Genomic DNA, 15,784 nt, shown 5'->3' with positions numbered 1-15,784 from the left:
CTTTAGGGCAAATAATCAGTAATCAGTAATCAGTAATCAATAATCACCCTCTACTCAAAAAATCATGATCCTTAGTATTGCAAATACTTTTATCAAAAGACCCATCTTAACGACGGTGATTGCGATTATTACGGTGTTAATTGGGGCAATAAGTATCCCGATGCTGCCTATCTCTCAGCTGCCACAAATTGCGCCGATCCAGGTAGAGGTTAGTTCTGCTTATATTGGTGCGGATGCGGAAACGGCAGAAACGAACGTTACAAGCGTCATTGAACGAGAAATCAATGGGGTGGAGAATATGAGTTATATCTCCTCCAATACCAGTAATGATGGTGTTAGCAGTATTGTAGTTTCTTTTCCTCCAGAGATAGACCGTGATATTGCCCAAGTCAACGTGCAGAATAGAGTTGCTTTAGCTGAACCTCAATTACCAAGTTCTGTTCAACAAACTGGCGTAACTGTCCAGAAATCCTCCCCAGACTTGTTATTAGCGACTTCTTTTTATGCTGATAATGGCGAATATGACGACCTATTTTTAAGTAACTATCTCGATCTTTATGTACTCGATCAAATCAAAAGAATCGAAGGTGTAGGACAAGCAGTTATTTTTGGTGAGCGAAAATATGCCATGCGTCTTTGGCTCGATCCTGATGCTTTGGCAGCTCGTAATCTGGGTGCGGATGCTGTAGTAGATGCTCTAGAAGAACAAAATATTCAAGTAGGTGCTGGTAAAATTGGTCAACAGCCCGCTCCTGCCGATCAAAGATTTGAGTTTACTCTCCGTGCTGCCAGTAGATTAGCTAGTGTCGAAGAATTTGAAAATCTGGTAGTCGCTACAGGAGAAGGTGGTAATTTAATTAAACTTAAAGATGTTGGTCGAGCTGAATTAGGCGCAGAAAATTACGATACTTCAGCCAAGTTTCAAGGTAAATCTGCTGTGGCGATTGGGGTGTTTCAGTTGCCTGGGAGTAATGCTTTAGAAGTTGGTACAGCAGTTAAAGCAAAGATCGCCGAACTGTCTCAGGCATTTCCGCCAGGGATGAATTACCAATTAGCTTTGGATGCGACTGAATTTGTGCAGGTGTCTTTAAGAGAAGTGGTAAAAACTCTAGTGGAAGCAATTTTGCTAGTAGTCTTAATTCTGTTTATCTTTTTGCAAGACTGGCGAACTACGCTGATTCCCGCGATCGCTATTCCTGTAGCTTTGGTTGGGGCATTTACTTTTCTGAACATCTTCGGGTTTCAAATTAATACCCTGACTCTATTTGCGATGGTGCTGTCTACAGGGGTAGTAGTAGATGATGCCATTGTGGTGGTAGAAGCGATCGCGACTAAAGTTGAGCGGGGTATGCAGCCTCGTTTAGCGGCAATAGAAGCCATGGATGAGTTAACTGGGGCAGTAATTGCCACATCTTTAGTTTTAATGGCGGTATTTATCCCTGTATCTTTCTTTCCAGGTTCGACGGGAGTAATTTTTAAGCAATTTTCTTTAACTATTGTTTTTGCGATCGCTCTTTCTACCTTTAATGCTATTTCTTTCTCCCCTGCTATGGCAGGTATCTTACTCCGTCCGACAAACCCCAATAGAAATAGAAATATTTTAGGTAGGTTTTTTAACAAGTTTAATCAAGTATTTGGCTGGATTACAGCTAAATATACCCAAGCAATTACTTTCTTGACGAAAAAATTAATTCGTCTTTTTGTTTTAGCTGGCTTTATTGCGTTGATCTTGTTTACCTACTTTTTGTACAACTTAGTTCCTACAGGCTTTATTCCCGAAGAAGACCAGGGTTATTTTTTCACCATTGCTCAAGCTCCTGATGGTGTATCCCTCAACTATACCCAGGACATCATGGATCAAATCGGGGGGCAAATAAGCAAGATCGAAGATGTTGAAAGTTACTTTACCCTAAGTGGTTTTGGTTTTGACGGTAACGGTAGTAATCGCGGTTTTGTTTTCACTAAACTTAAACCTTGGGATGAGAGAGCCAATACGGAACAATCAGTTTATTCAATTTTGGGTCGGCTGAATGCTTCTCTTCAAAGTATTACAGGGGCAAGAGCTTTAGCAGTTAACGCTCCTCCTGTCAGGGGTTTGAGTACCTTTGGTGGTTTTGAATTCCAACTACAAGATCGGATTGGCTTACCGATCTCAGTGCTAGTAGAAAATGCTAATAAAGTAATTGCTGCTGCTAGCCAAAGACCAGAACTGAGCAGCGTTTTTACCCAGTTTGCTGCTAATACTCCGCAAATTGAAGTATCAGTAAATCGCGATCGCGCTAAAGCCTTGGGGATTAACGTTGACGATATTTTTGATACCCTGCAATCTTATTTAGGTTCTCGATATGTTAATGATTTTGTCCTCGAACAAAGACAATATCGTGTTTATGTTCAGGCAGATACTAATTTTCGCGCTAATCCCCAGGATATTAATAAACTCTATGTAAGTTCTGCTAATGGTCAATTAGTCTCGTTAGGTACTCTTGTCGAGTTACAAGAATTTACTGGCCCGCAAACCATTACTCACTACAATCTTTTCCGCTCAATTAACATTCAAGGTTCTCCTGCCCCTGGCTTTAGTACAGGACAGGCAATTCAAGCAATGGAAGAGATAGCAACAGAAGTTTTACCTGCTAGTTTGGGTTATGAATGGACGGGGACAGCCCTAGAAGAAAAATCGGCTGGCGGACAGTCAGTATGGATCTTTGGTCTGGGCTTATTGATGGCATTCCTAGTCTTGGCCGCTCAATACGAAAGCTATGTCGATCCATTTATTATTATTCTCACTGTACCTTTGGCGGTGTTAGGTGCGATCGCTGCTATTTGGTTACGGGCAAATATCCTCCAGGCTGGTAGTATTTGGCCGATTATCAACAACGATGTTTACGTTCAGGTGGGATTAGTGATGCTAATTGGATTGGCTAGTAAAAACGCGATTCTGATTGTGGAATATGCTAATCAACTAAAAGAACAGGGAGTAAACACGACTAAAGCAGCAATTAAGGCGGGACAAGAACGTTTTCGTCCTATTTTGATGACTGCTATCTCCAGTTTGATTGGTTTCTTTCCTTTAGTTGTGGCTACTGGCGCTGGTGCTTCTAGTCGTTGGTCATTAGGGACAGCAGTATTTGGCGGAATGCTCTTTGCCACTGTCTTAAGTCTCTTCTTAGTCCCGTCTCTTTATATCATGGTTAAAAGTCTTGAGTCTTATATTAAAAAAGATAAAGACTCTGGAGGCCCAGGAAGTAACAGTAAGACAGATGATCATCATCAGCGCGTTGTCGATCGAGAAAAATCAGCAACCGAACTAGCTCCTAACTATCAACTTGATTCCAATTCATAGGTTAGTTAATTTAAATCAAATTTAAAGTATCTCATTTGCTCAAGCTCGTATTGTTTTCTTGCTTAGATCTTCTCCTGATTAGTTAAGACCAAACAAAATACAGCTACGATTATGCAAATGAGATTTTCTTTGAGCAATTTAAATTACTTTGTGACTATAACTTCTGACTTTATTCCTGAAGTGCTTGAAAAACAGTCTGTACGAAACCCAATTGCGGTCAGCTTAGGTGCGATCGCTGGCGCTCTTAGTCGCTATTATTTAAGTATCTGGATAACTCAACGTTTAGGAACAAATTTTCCCTACGGAACGCTAATTATTAACCTGACAGGTTCTTTTGCGCTGGGTTTATTAACCAGTTTAGTGCTAGAGCGAGTCTTAGCTATTTCCCCAGAGGTTCGTCTACTGATTGCCACTGGTTTTCTTGGTTCTTACACCACCTTCTCTACCTATGAGCTGGATACGATTAACCTGGTACAAGAATCTAGTTTTAATAAAGCCATAATATATTGGTTTGGTAGTGCTGCGATCGGTGCTTTCAGTCTATATCTGGGAATAGTTGCAGCTAGATTAATGAGATAGGTAAAGAAAATAAAAAAGCAAAAATTCTTTAATTAAACACAAAAAAACACCAGGTTAAATAACCTGATGCGAGAGAAGATTACTGAACAATCAGTAATTAGTAATCAGTAATCAGTAATTACTTAGGGTGCTAAAGCATTGCCTCTCAGCAAACTAGCAAGAGTTTTTGCTGTCACCTTCATTTGAGTTAGAGGATTAGCAGGAACTACTGTTTTATAAAGATAGCTATCAAAAGTCATTTTCTGAACATCGATATCGTCGCACATTTCCACAAAGGCTTCGCGGGTAGCATCACTACGATAGAAAACTCGTTGTAGGATATCCAATACTAGATAAGTTGCACCGTATTCTTTGTTCCACAGCTTCATGAAGTCCTTGAGGTCTTTCTCGGTAGGAATTCTCTGTCCGTTTTGCGATCGCTCTACGATCATTTCCGCACACATACGACCAGATTTGGCTGCAAAGTAAATACCTTCACCCGAAGACTTGGTAACAGTACCCAAAGCATCACCAACTAGAGCCACTCTGCCACGGATGGGACGAGGACGTGGATGTTCGGGAATGGGGTGAGCTTCAACTTTGATAATTTTGCCACCTTCTAATCTTTTAGCAGCGCGTTTGCGGATGCCAGCCTGGAGCTTTTTGATATCGGCTTGGTTAACTTTCATGGTTCCCGTACCAACCGCTACGTGGTCGAATTTAGGGAATACCCAAGCATAAAAATCTGTAGAAACATCATCACCGACATACATTTCTGCCAGATCTTCATAGTATGCCATTTTGTCTTCGGGCAAGCGGATACGCTCTTGGAAAGCGATCGCATAGTTGTAATCGCCAGCATCGATCGCTTTGGCAATTCTGGAGTTAGCACCATCAGCACCGATGACGAGATCCACCTTCAGGGTTTTCATTTCTCCTTTGACAGAACCACCAGAATGGTCAGCATAGTGAAGAGTGTAAGGATCTTTGTCACTATCGGGGATATCTAACTGATAGACAGTACCGTTAATGAGATTGGCTCCCAATTCCGCTGCGCGATCGCGTAAAAAACCATCTAAGACTTCTCGGCGACACATGCCGATGTATTCCCCATTTTTAAGCGTTGAGCCGATATTGACTTCTCTGTTGGAGGGGGAAATCATTTTCATTTTTTTGACTTGCCGATCGATAATTTTTTGGGGCAAATCAAACTCATCCACCATACAAAGAGGAATTGCACCGCCACAAGGTTTGGCGTTGTCTAGCTTACGCTCAAATAAATAAGTTTCAATACCTGCTTTGGCTAAAACTTCTGCGGCTGATGACCCTGCTGGCCCTGAACCGACAACGGCTACCCTTAATCCCAAAGTTTTTCTCCTAAATATCTATAAATCAATTTTTACTAAAGCTGCATCCATCAGTAAATTGTTGTTGAATTTTTACTCATGCTTACAGCAAATTTAGCGATCGCATACTAAATTTTTTAGTAATCTCCGATCATCTCTAGAATGGATACTATCACGATGCTTTAGGTTATTTTTAAGCGATCGCCTGATTCGATGAAAGTTGAAATACTGCTTAACAACTGAGGTAACAAAACTTTATTCGGTGTTGCCGAGTTGAGATCATGACAAGAATTATGAACAAGAAACCTAGAAATTATGATTGGGACGGTTTTACCATCAATCTTTATCTTGACGATGAGCAAGATTGGATAGCACATCTAGTAGAACTCCCAAACGTATCCGCTCATGGAGACACAGCAGATGAGGCATTGGAGGAGCTTTACCTAGCCTGGGAAATGGTCAAGGAGGACTACGAAGAAGACGGCGAAAAAATACCAATTGCCCCATCTCGTAAAGACTACAGTGGCTGTTTTAACGTTCGTATTGATAAACGAGTTCACAGAGCTTTAGCTATTGAAGCTGCACAGGCTGGAATTTCCCTTAATGCTCTTGTAAGCACTAAATTAGCAGGGAAGTAATTCTATCCAGATGACTCATTTCTATGGCAACATTAAGATATATTTGCAAAATTTACTAGAGATGAAAACTCTTACAGAAATCGAAGAGGCGATCAAAGAATTATCAACAGTTGAAGCTCGCAAACTTGCAGGTTGGTTAAATGGATATCTTGATGATGCTTGGGATCGACAAATCCAAACTGATTTAGCAACAGGAATACTAGATAAGTTTATTGCTAAAGTTGAATCTGACATCCAAGCTCATCAGGTGAAAGATTTAGATGAAATCATTGACAACACCTGATTTTTGGAATTCACACGCCAAGCTTCCGTTAAAAATCAGAAAACAAGCTCGTAAAACTTATCAACTTTGGCAAGAAAACCAGTCCCATCCATCTTTAACATTTTAAAAAAGTAGGAAAAAATCTTTGGTCTGCTCGTATTACTCAAAATTACCGTGCTTTGGCTCTTAAAAAAGGTGATGATTATTACTGGGTGTGGATTGGTACTCATGATGAATATGAACTGCTTTTGAGTTAAGTCAGCCCAATATTTGTATTTGTAGAAAGGGAAGTAATATGATATCTACTCATTCATACTCTGAAAAAACTCAATCGTACTTTTCAAAGCTTCCACAAACACATCAATCTCTTCCCTGGTGTTATAGAAATACAAGCTGGCTCTAGCGCTACCAGCAGCGTTTAAGATGCGGTGTAAAGGTTGAGTGCAGTGATGTCCTGAGCGAATGGCAATTCCTTCTTGATCGAGGAGGGTCGCTAGGTCGCTGGCATGAACACCTGGAATGTTGAAAGCTGCTAAGGCTGCTCTACCTTTGCCGTCTGGAGTCGGTTTCTTGCCGTAAATTCTGATGTCAGGAATAGTTTCCAGTTGCTTAAATAAGTAGGCGGTCAATTCTTCTTCGTAGGCGTGGATCTTGTCCATGCCGATACTATTAAGATAATCTACTGCTGCCCCTAAAGCGATCGCCTCACCGATAGCAGGGGTTCCCGCTTCAAACTTATGGGGTAAGTCGCCGTAGGTGGAATGATCGAGAAATACTTCATCAATCATTTCCCCTCCACCCATAAAGGGAGGCATGGCTAATAAAAGATCTTTTTTACCGTAGAGGAAACCGATCCCCGTAGTCGCACACATTTTATGTCCTGAAGCGACTAACCAGTCACAGTCGATCGCTTGAACATCAATAGGCAGATGAGGTACACTTTGGCAGGCATCAATTAGTACTTTTGCGCCGTATTTGTGAGCTTCGGCGGTAATTTCGGTAACAGGGTTAATTACCCCCAAGGCATTGGAGACATGAACAATCGAGACTAGCTTAGTTTTGTCAGACAGTAGGGATTGGTACTGGGCAAAATCAAACTCTTCGCTAGGGGTTAATTCAACATATTTAATTACTGCACCAGTCTTTTGAGCAATGAGCTGCCAAGGAACAATATTACTGTGGTGTTCCATGACGGAAAGAATGATTTCATCCCCAGGTTTTAAATTAGCTAATCCCCAACTGTATGCCACCAGGTTAATTGCTTCGCTGGCATTGCGAGTATAGATGATTTCATCACGATCAGCAGCGTTAATAAACTGAGCAACTTTATCTCTTGCCCCTTCATAAGCATCCGTCGCCCTACCGCTAAGGGTGTGAGCGCCACGGTGAACATTCGCATTATCTCTTCGGTAATAATGTTGCAGAGCATCTAGTACCGCCTGGGGTTTTTGGGAAGAAGCAGCACTATCAAAGTAAATTAAAGGATTATCGTTAACTTTTTGGTGAAGAATCGGAAAATCATCTCTAACGCGATCGCCTAAAGTCTTTGATTGGGTAAAAGTCATGTTGATTACTAGTTAATGCTTTACTTTCTGCTCGATAGTTTGGGTGATTCTATTTCTCAGGGATTCTAAGGGAAGGCGATCGATAATCTCCTTGGCAAAGGCATCGATTAATAGTTGGTTGGCATCATCTTGGCTCAAACCACGACTACGAAGATAGAATATTTCTTCGGCTTCTAACTGGCTTACCGTTGCCCCATGAGCGCACTTAACATTATCGGCGGTAATCTGTAATTCTGGTTTAGTATCGACTCTAGCTTTAGGAGAGAGCATCAGGTTACGGTTTAGTTGGGTAGCATCCGTTAACTGTGCTTCCTTAGTGACAAATACCTTGCCGTTAAATACTGTATGAGCGCGATCGCCAATGATACATTTATGCAGTTGGTTTGTAGTGCCAGAGGGTTTAGATAAAGCAATAATACTATGAGTATCGGATATCTGTTCTCCTGTAGCTACAGTTAAGCCATTAAGGTTCGTCTCGGTTTGCTGTCCCTGCTGCCACATTTCAGGGTTATGACGACAGAGTTTTGACCCTAGATTGATCTCATTGAGAGTATAGTGACTATCACGCTCTTGAGCTACGGCAGTTTTACCAATATGATAGCTAGAGTCTGATTCTTGCTGTAGGCGAGTATGATTTACTCTGGCATTATTTTGAACAAAAATTTCAGTTACAGCGTTGGTAAAGTATTCCCCTGTGCCGAGATATTCTTCAATTAGAGAAATACTAGAACTTGTTTCTGCCACTACCAATGTCCGAGGTTGAGCAAAACTAGCCTCTGTTTCGCCATCAGCAATAAAGATCAACTGGATCGGCGTTTCAGCTACAACGTTTTTATCGAGCCAAACTACTGCCACATCATCACCCCCTGCGGTATTTAAAGCAGTAAACGCATCAGCGCCTGGTTGTTGGGCAAAGTATTTTGCAGCATCGTAGCGATCGGGCAAGTTGTTTAAACTGCCGACATATATTCCTTGAGGCAATTGGGCAACGTTAGATAATTCAGCGTTGTAAATCCCGTTGACAAAGATCAAACGGCTATTGTTTGTTTCAGGTAGGGGCGAACGGCCGTTCGCCCTTACTGGGGTGACGAATTTACCTGCTGTTAAAGACGATAAATCGATAAAGCGCCAATCTTCATCTTTTTTTGTCGGCACTGATAAACGAGACAACCAGCTTTTAGACTGCTGGCGAATATCTATCAGCCATTGAGGTGCAGCTTGATTTACCTGACACTGCTGCAATAAACCAGTAAAGAAAATATCCTCTACTACAGTATCTTGATGAATCTGCGAAATAGTTGCAAAAGGAATTTGTACCGCCATTAAATTCCTGCCTCCACCTTAAATTTATCATCCAGGAAATCGTAACCACGAGACTCTAGTTCTAGTGCCAGTTCTTTACCACCACTAGTAATAATCTTGCCTTCCTGCATTACATGAATAAAATCTGGCTCAATATAATCGAGTAGACGTTGATAGTGAGTAATTACCAACAGAGATTTCTCAGGAGTCTTCAGCTGATTTACACCATCAGAAACAATTCTCAAGGCATCAATATCTAATCCTGAATCGATCTCATCGAGAATAGTTAAAGTAGGATCTAACAATGCCATCTGGAGAATTTCGTTGCGTTTTTTCTCTCCTCCAGAAAAACCCTCATTAAGACTACGCTCTAAAAAGCTAGACTTCATTTTGACAACTTCTAACTTTTCTTCAATCAAGTCGTCAAAATCAAAGGTGTCAATCTCTTCTAATCCCTGATACTTTCGTTTAGCATTATATGCTACCCGCATAAAATCGAGATTACTAACCCCTGGAATTGCCATCGGATATTGAAAGGCTAAAAAGATACCGCTATTAGCTCTTTCATTGGGTTCTAAATCAACAACATTTTTGCCCTGATAAATAATTTCTCCACCAGTAACTTCGTAGTCTGGATGCCCCGCAATAATTTTGGCAAGGGTGCTTTTTCCTGAGCCGTTACGCCCCATAATTGCATGGACTTCTCCAGCGTTGATTTCTAAATTGACTCCTTTAAGAATGGGAGTCCCGTCTACATTGGCGGTTAAATTACGTATTGATAAAATCGTTTCACTCATTGTTTGCTAAATAAACAATTGATAACTGTGGGCTGTAATATTCTCAGGCAGAAGATATACGCTGAAAAGAACTATAGAATTATAGATTAAAACAACGTTTTTGTTGTTTAAGTTTATTGTAGACTATATCAACCATCAACCTGTTGTCAAAATTGTGGTGAATCTGATTTTTTTTTAGCTGATGGGCGATCGCATTAATCAACGCTCAATATGTAGTAGACACGATTTTAATAAAAGCAGTGCATCTTAAATCAAATGTATGACATTTAAAAAAATTCCTGGATAATGCGCAAAAAAAGAATAATATACGCGACAATTCCAGATAACGCCCCACATATGGTGAATATCAAGAATAATTCTGGATAACATAACCTATTGGGGTAGATATACAGAAAGTTTCCGTATAATAATGTAGTTCTACGATTCAATTGGCTGGTAGAGACGTTCTGTTAGATTCATCGATTACTGTTAATCAACATCAGTTTTTGGGCATTATCTGTAATTAAGAGAAGTGGTAGCCTTTTGGACTGCTTGCTTCGTATATGTTCAAAACTTTTGCTTATTATTAATCATGGTTCAGCAAGATGATTCCCTGATCGCAGCGACTTTAGAACGTCGAATCTCTGAAGTCGAAGCGCAACTGTCACAACTTACATCTCAACTCGAAGGCGCAAAGCAAAATGTACAAAGCTGGGTAGATGCTAACTCGTCTTTGTCATTATCTGCGGCTCAGGCAAGAGCGCAAACTCAGTCAATGGGAAGAGGTCTTGGCGGTACATTGTTAGGAGCAAAATATCGGGCTGCACGCCGAAAAGAAGCAGCTAGTTATAATGCTGGTATTGCCCGAAATGTGGCAGCTAAAAGAGCTGAAATTAAGCACGGCAAGCAAAATTCTCAAGAACTTGTCCGACAGATTCAAGGACAAATTGCTATTCTAAAAGGTGAGTTGAAAGATCTCAAAGCACAGAAAAAAGAAGTAACTTCTCGTAAGAAGGTTGCCTCTCAGTCTCTTCAGAGTTCTGGTAAATCTCTTGTTCTTTTAGAAAAACTTAATGAAGCATATCAGATTGGTTTGTTAACTCAAGAAGAATATGAGGAAAAGCGCAAGAAAATAATTGAGCAAATATAGCATCGTATTAGAAGTCAAGTTGCTGAAGATGCGATCGCTATCAAAAAATAGTCATCCAGCTTTTAGTTAATAAAATAAATATTTTGGGTAAGGCGATCGCACTTTCTACACTTCTAACTCAAATCCAGGTAGTATATCTTCTCCAGAAATAATTGCTGGCATTTGTTTAACTTCTACAGTTTTTCCTAAGCGGTAAATTTCTACCTGTGCATCTTGGGGATTAATCAGCAAACCTAAACGCAGACCATTTTGGATGTATTCATGCATTTTTTCTTGCAGCGTTGTTAGTCTGTCTGTCTCTGAACGCAGTTCAATCAAAAAGTCTGGTATCAGGGTAGGAAATTTTTTTCGTTGTTCTGGGGTCAAATTTTCCCATCTTTCTAACTTGACCCAAGCAGCATCAGGAGAGCGTTTTGCACCGTTAGGAAGGATAAAAATAGTTGAAGAACTAAACACTTTGCCTAATTTAGCCTGACGATTCCAAATCTCTAAATCAGTAATTAGTTCTGCTTCTTGATTACCGCTTTCTCCGCCGACTGGTGGCACGATGATTAATTCTCCTGCTGCATTCATTTCCAGGTTTAAATCGCGATTGGCAACACACAGTTGATAAAATTGCTCATCCGTTAAGTGAGGAATTGGCTCTAAGTTTAATACCACAGTATTCATTGCAACTTTTCTCGTGCCGTTAATTTACCTTTGTTGCTAATATTTTAACAAAAGCTCAAAACTTTAAATTGATTGTATTACACTCATGGCTACTACTAGATACAAGTGGTCAATTGAAAAATGGCATGAATTAGTGGACTCTGGGGTACTAGAAGGACAACAAGTTGAATTGCTGGAAGGAGAGCTTGTCGAAATGAGTCCAGAAGGAATTCCTCATCGCAATACTAGCCATAAAATAGTGAAATATTTGCGTAAGTTGCTAGAAGATAGAGCAGAAGTTTATGAAGCTCATCCAATTACTCTAGATAATTCTGAACCTGAACCTGACGTTAGCATCGTTCGATTACCAGAAAGTACTTATGATTTGCATCATCCTTACGCAGAAGATATTTATTGGTTAATTGAGATTGCTAATCGTACTCTAGCTAAAGATTTGTCACAAAAAACAGTTATTTATGCTCGTAATGGAATATCCGAATATTGGGTTATTGACTTAGTAAATAAAAAGCTAATTGTTCACACTCAACCTAGTCAAGACAATTATTTGCAAGTAGTAGAATATAAGTCTGAGACGATCGCGCCACAAGCTTTTCCTGAAATAACAATTAGTCTGGATAGTTTGCTCTTGTAATAAATTATGGAGCAATTATAATTTTAAGCCTAAAACTAAACTTACTAAAGTTAGCTAAGTTTTTCAATTAGGTTAGCTACTCGCTCTTTAATTTTATCCCTAACACGGTGAAAAGTTTCTATCGGTTGTCCGTCGGGATCGTCTAATTGCCAATCTTCAAATACCGATCGCATTACCCATTCAGGTGGTAAGTTTACCCCACAACCGCACAGGGAAATTACAGCGTCGTAATCATCGGCATTAAAATCACTCAAAGGATCGGAAGTTTGATTACTAATATCAATCCCAATTTCTGACATGACCTCAATTGCTGTGGGATGTACCCGACTGGCTTCTAACCCAGAAGAAGTAACTTCAATTTTGCCCTCTCCTAATGTTTTGGCAAAGCCTTCCGCCATTTGGGAACGACAGGAATTTCTCTTGCAGACAAACATAACTTTTTTCATGGTTTTTATTCGGTTAGATAATTTATTGGATATCGTGAAAACCATTTGATAGAAAACCGTAAACAAATACGGCTAATTGCGCTCCCATAATTGGTGCAACCCAATACAGCCAATGATGTTGCCAAAGACCACTGACAAAAGCAGGCCCCAGCGATCTTGCTGGATTCATACTCGCCCCAGTAATCGGGCCCATAAAAGCTGCTTCCAATGCTACTGTCAAGCCAATTGCTAACCCTGCAAAATCCCCTGCTGCACGTCGGTCTAAGCCAGAACCTAAAATGACAAACATCAAGATAAAAGTCAGAATAGTTTCGAGGATTAGGGATTGAAGCCAATTATCTTCTAGTGGTAAAGTAGCCCCCAGGTTGGCAACTTTACCCAGTGTGAGCAAAAGTAGCCCTGAAGCTGCGATCGCACCCAGACATTGTGCTACAACGTAAGGTATTACTTTTTGCCGAGCAAAAAAACCGCTCGTCCAAAAAGCGAGAGTTACGGCAGGGTTGATATGAGCCTCGCTAATATGTTGCGTGCTATATATCACAGCAGCTACTACTGCCCCAAACACAAAACTAACTCCCAGGTGAGATAAACTACCATTGCTAATGGTATCCACCATAACTGCTCCACAACCAGTAAAAACTAGGATAAAAGTACCGATAAATTCTGTAATAGCTTCTTGCCAGTAATAGAAAATATGATTCATCCCAGTTTTTTTAGGCTTCGGTAATTTGCTCATTGATCTTCAATTGCAGTTTTCATTTTGTTTTGGAGTAATTTTATCTACTAAATGCTTACTGTTTATTTTCTGCTTCTTCTTTTTCTTTACGTTCACTATGACGATCAGTTAAGTAATTAATTTTATCCCGTAGTAACAGAGTGAACTTATATAACTCTTCCATAACATCGACAACGCGATCGCGATAAGCAGAATCTTTCATCGTGCCATCTTCATTAAACTCCTGATAGGCTTTAGCTACCGAGGATTGATTGGGAATGGTAAACATCCGCATCCATCGCCCCAGAATCCGCAAGGTATTGACTGCATTAAAAGACTGTGAACCACCACTAACCTGCATCACCGCTAAAGTTTTGCCTTGGGTTGGTCTTACAGAACCAATAGTTAGAGGTATCCAGTCAATTTGATTTTTGAGAATACCCGTAACATTGCCGTGCATTTCGGGAGAAGACCAAACTTGACCTTCAGACCATTGGCTTAACTCTCGTAGTTCTTGTACTTTGGGATGGGTTTCTGGCACTTGTCCTCGTAGTGGTAATTCGTGGGGATGAAAGAATTTAACTTCTGCCCCCATATTGGTAATAATTCGGGCGGCTTCTTCTGCCACAAGACGACTGTAAGAACGCTCTCTTAATGAGCCATATAAAAATAGGATTCTGGGTGGATGATTAAAATTGGTCATTTTTGCTTTTTATAAAACATCATCTTAATAGCTGTGGCAAACTGACAAGAAACTCTCTTTGGACATCTCGTAGTTCCGCTGTAGGGCGCGCTTTTTGAATCATGGAGATTGCTCTTGATGGCAACTCTCCTTCTGCAACTAAATATGCAGCAAGCAACGTTCCTGTTCTACGATTACCGCTAGTACAATGAACAGCTACTGGTTGATTGTTAGAAATTAATGGTTTGGCGAATTGAATAAATAGTCTAACTTGCTCTAAGCTAGGTGACTTACCTCCTGTAATTGGCAGCCAAAGGGCTTCAAATCCCGCCTCTTGATATTCTTTAATCCCCGAAGGTTCATCCATGACTGAAACTATACCCCTCATACCAGCTTGATAGAGCAAAGGTAAGTCTTCTAGTGGTGGTCTGGACATTCCTGCTAGTTTTTGTGGTACAAGCCACCAAATATAATTAGGATATGTTACTGATACTGACATTTGATATGTTTTTACGTCTTAAGATTCGCAACTAATGAGATATTGTGAAACTACGAAAATAATATTTGATTTTACATCAAAAAAACTTGATGCATCAAAAAAACTTGATGTGTTAAATTACCAGCTACGATAAATTACGCCAATCCCAGTCGAGCTAATTAATTGCAGCTTTTTGCTGGTAAAATAGTTCCAAATCGTCGATATTCAGCTAAATACTGTTCGAGAATGACGAATTGAGCTAAATTAAGACGATAGTAAATCCAGCGACCCTCTTGACGAGCAGTTACCAAGTTAGCCTCTTTAAGATTTTTGAGATGAAAAGATAGTTTAGATTGACTTACATCAATTTTTTCACACAGTTCACAAACACATAGCTCTTGATTACGCAGTAATTCGATTATTTGTATTCTTAAAGGATCGGCAAGGGCGCGAAAGTAAGTTGAGACTTGAATTGGATCTTGAGTGATAGCTTGCATCAAGTTTTATTGAAATGTTTTTTCCATCTTAAAAGATTCTGAAAACTAAATATCAAGAACTAAATATCAAGATAGACTTTCAAAATAACAATCCAGGTAAACCATCAATACTTAATTGATTCTTCTTCTGTCTATAAGCAGCTAATTCTTCTGGACTTTTCTGCTCTGTCCATTTATTTAAAACATCACGTCCATCTACATAATCATATAGGGGTACGGAATAGCCACAAGAAGTAGCAATTCTTTGGACATCTATTTTAATAATCGATCTTTCCCCTGGATGAGGCTGAAATAATTTTGCTATGTGTTGGTAATCGGCACTATCTTGAAAGAGCGGAGTACCTGTACCATGTAACCGAACAATTTGAGGTGCGCCTGCAAAAGCGCAAAACATGATCACAATTCTGCCATTTTCTTGAAGATGGGCAATAGTTTCGATGCCACTTCCTGTTAAGTCTTGATAAGCTACTGTTTTTGGATCAATTACGCGAAAAGAATCAGCCCCTTTAGGAGAACAATTGATATGACCATTAGCAGATAAAGGAGCAGTAGCCACAAAAAACATTTGTTGTTTATTAATCCAAGATTGTAAGTTATTGTCAATTTCAGGTAATATCTTACCCATAGTGATTAGCTGCCAGCTTCAATATTTCTCTAAATATAATTAGAAATATAGAGCAAAAAAGTTGAATTTTTCAATTATTCTTCAATTAATTAAATATTGGC

17 protein-coding genes are annotated in these 15,784 nt (G+C 39.9%); 6 read left to right on the top strand and 11 right to left on the bottom strand.

The features are described 5' to 3' along the window. Window positions 1-64: 64 nt before the first annotated feature. On the top strand, window positions 65-3,343 hold the full coding sequence (locus KME09_17290) for an efflux RND transporter permease subunit (GenBank protein MBW4535695.1): 3,279 nt from the start codon (window positions 65-67) through the stop codon (window positions 3,341-3,343). Between the two features lie 180 nt (window positions 3,344-3,523). After that, window positions 3,524-3,922, top strand: a complete 399-nt coding sequence (gene crcB / locus KME09_17285) for a fluoride efflux transporter CrcB (GenBank protein MBW4535694.1) — start codon at window positions 3,524-3,526, stop codon at window positions 3,920-3,922. Between the two features lie 122 nt (window positions 3,923-4,044). On the opposite strand, the gene chlP is transcribed toward crcB, so the two are convergent. Then, complete coding sequence (chlP, locus tag KME09_17280; GenBank protein ID MBW4535693.1) at window positions 4,045-5,268, bottom strand: geranylgeranyl reductase; 1,224 nt, start codon at window positions 5,266-5,268, stop codon at window positions 4,045-4,047. 272 nt (window positions 5,269-5,540) lie between these two features. Between chlP and KME09_17275 the strand changes: the two genes are divergently transcribed. Beyond that, entirely contained in the window at window positions 5,541-5,885 is a 345-nt protein-coding gene (locus KME09_17275) for a toxin-antitoxin system HicB family antitoxin (protein ID MBW4535692.1), read from the top strand. 61 nt (window positions 5,886-5,946) lie between these two features. Next, on the top strand, window positions 5,947-6,168 hold the full coding sequence (locus KME09_17270) for a hypothetical protein (protein ID MBW4535691.1): 222 nt from the start codon (window positions 5,947-5,949) through the stop codon (window positions 6,166-6,168). Window positions 6,169-6,449: 281 nt separating this feature from the next. On the opposite strand, the gene KME09_17265 is transcribed toward KME09_17270, so the two are convergent. Genes KME09_17265 through sufC form a run of 3 tightly spaced genes read right to left on the bottom strand, consistent with a single transcriptional unit; the run spans window position 6,450 to window position 9,811 of the window. Next, window positions 6,450-7,712, bottom strand: a complete 1,263-nt coding sequence (locus KME09_17265) for a SufS family cysteine desulfurase (protein ID MBW4535690.1) — start codon at window positions 7,710-7,712, stop codon at window positions 6,450-6,452. A 12-nt stretch (window positions 7,713-7,724) separates the two neighbouring features. Next, window positions 7,725-9,035: a Fe-S cluster assembly protein SufD gene (gene sufD / locus KME09_17260; GenBank protein MBW4535689.1), complete on the bottom strand. Its 1,311-nt coding sequence runs from the start codon at window positions 9,033-9,035 to the stop codon at window positions 7,725-7,727. Next, window positions 9,035-9,811 (bottom strand): Fe-S cluster assembly ATPase SufC, encoded by a 777-nt coding sequence (gene sufC, locus KME09_17255; GenBank protein MBW4535688.1) that lies wholly within the window; start codon window positions 9,809-9,811, stop codon window positions 9,035-9,037. The genes sufD and sufC overlap by 1 nt, the downstream gene beginning before the upstream one ends. 571 nt (window positions 9,812-10,382) lie before the next feature. Between sufC and KME09_17250 the strand changes: the two genes are divergently transcribed. Continuing rightward, window positions 10,383-10,940 (top strand): SHOCT domain-containing protein, encoded by a 558-nt coding sequence (locus tag KME09_17250; GenBank protein ID MBW4535687.1) that lies wholly within the window; start codon window positions 10,383-10,385, stop codon window positions 10,938-10,940. A gap of 105 nt (window positions 10,941-11,045) precedes the next feature. Here the strand turns inward: KME09_17250 and KME09_17245 are convergent, their stop codons facing one another. Continuing rightward, entirely contained in the window at window positions 11,046-11,609 is a 564-nt protein-coding gene (locus tag KME09_17245; protein ID MBW4535686.1) for a Uma2 family endonuclease, read from the bottom strand. 85 nt (window positions 11,610-11,694) lie between these two features. Between KME09_17245 and KME09_17240 the strand changes: the two genes are divergently transcribed. Continuing rightward, on the top strand, window positions 11,695-12,240 hold the full coding sequence (locus tag KME09_17240) for a Uma2 family endonuclease (GenBank protein ID MBW4535685.1): 546 nt from the start codon (window positions 11,695-11,697) through the stop codon (window positions 12,238-12,240). 50 nt (window positions 12,241-12,290) lie between these two features. Here KME09_17240 and arsC read toward each other — a convergent pair whose 3' ends face one another. The 6 genes from arsC to KME09_17210 all read right to left on the bottom strand — a co-directional run bounded on the left by arsC (window position 12,291) and on the right by KME09_17210 (window position 15,683). Beyond that, complete coding sequence (gene arsC / locus KME09_17235) at window positions 12,291-12,686, bottom strand: arsenate reductase, glutathione/glutaredoxin type (GenBank protein ID MBW4535684.1); 396 nt, start codon at window positions 12,684-12,686, stop codon at window positions 12,291-12,293. Window positions 12,687-12,708: 22 nt separating this feature from the next. Continuing rightward, window positions 12,709-13,422 (bottom strand): aquaporin, encoded by a 714-nt coding sequence (locus tag KME09_17230; GenBank protein ID MBW4535683.1) that lies wholly within the window; start codon window positions 13,420-13,422, stop codon window positions 12,709-12,711. A gap of 55 nt (window positions 13,423-13,477) precedes the next feature. After that, window positions 13,478-14,104 (bottom strand): arsenical resistance protein ArsH, encoded by a 627-nt coding sequence (gene arsH, locus KME09_17225; GenBank protein ID MBW4535682.1) that lies wholly within the window; start codon window positions 14,102-14,104, stop codon window positions 13,478-13,480. A gap of 19 nt (window positions 14,105-14,123) precedes the next feature. Beyond that, window positions 14,124-14,582 carry a dual specificity protein phosphatase family protein gene (locus KME09_17220; protein ID MBW4535681.1) on the bottom strand — a complete coding sequence of 153 codons (459 nt, stop codon included), beginning with the start codon at window positions 14,580-14,582 and terminating at the stop codon, window positions 14,124-14,126. A 158-nt stretch (window positions 14,583-14,740) separates the two neighbouring features. Beyond that, window positions 14,741-15,058 (bottom strand): metalloregulator ArsR/SmtB family transcription factor, encoded by a 318-nt coding sequence (locus KME09_17215; protein ID MBW4535680.1) that lies wholly within the window; start codon window positions 15,056-15,058, stop codon window positions 14,741-14,743. A gap of 79 nt (window positions 15,059-15,137) precedes the next feature. Continuing rightward, the gene (locus KME09_17210; GenBank protein MBW4535679.1) at window positions 15,138-15,683 is read right to left on the bottom strand and encodes a pyridoxamine 5'-phosphate oxidase family protein; all 546 of its coding nucleotides are present in this window, start codon (window positions 15,681-15,683) and stop codon (window positions 15,138-15,140) included. Window positions 15,684-15,784: the final 101 nt, after the last annotated feature.

Origin of the sequence: Pleurocapsa minor HA4230-MV1, assembly GCA_019359095.1 — a bacterium.
Lineage (GTDB): Bacteria > Cyanobacteriota > Cyanobacteriia > Cyanobacteriales > Xenococcaceae > Waterburya > Waterburya minor.
Note: the sequence above shows the minus strand (reverse complement) of the source record. Positions and strands in the feature narration are given on the sequence as shown.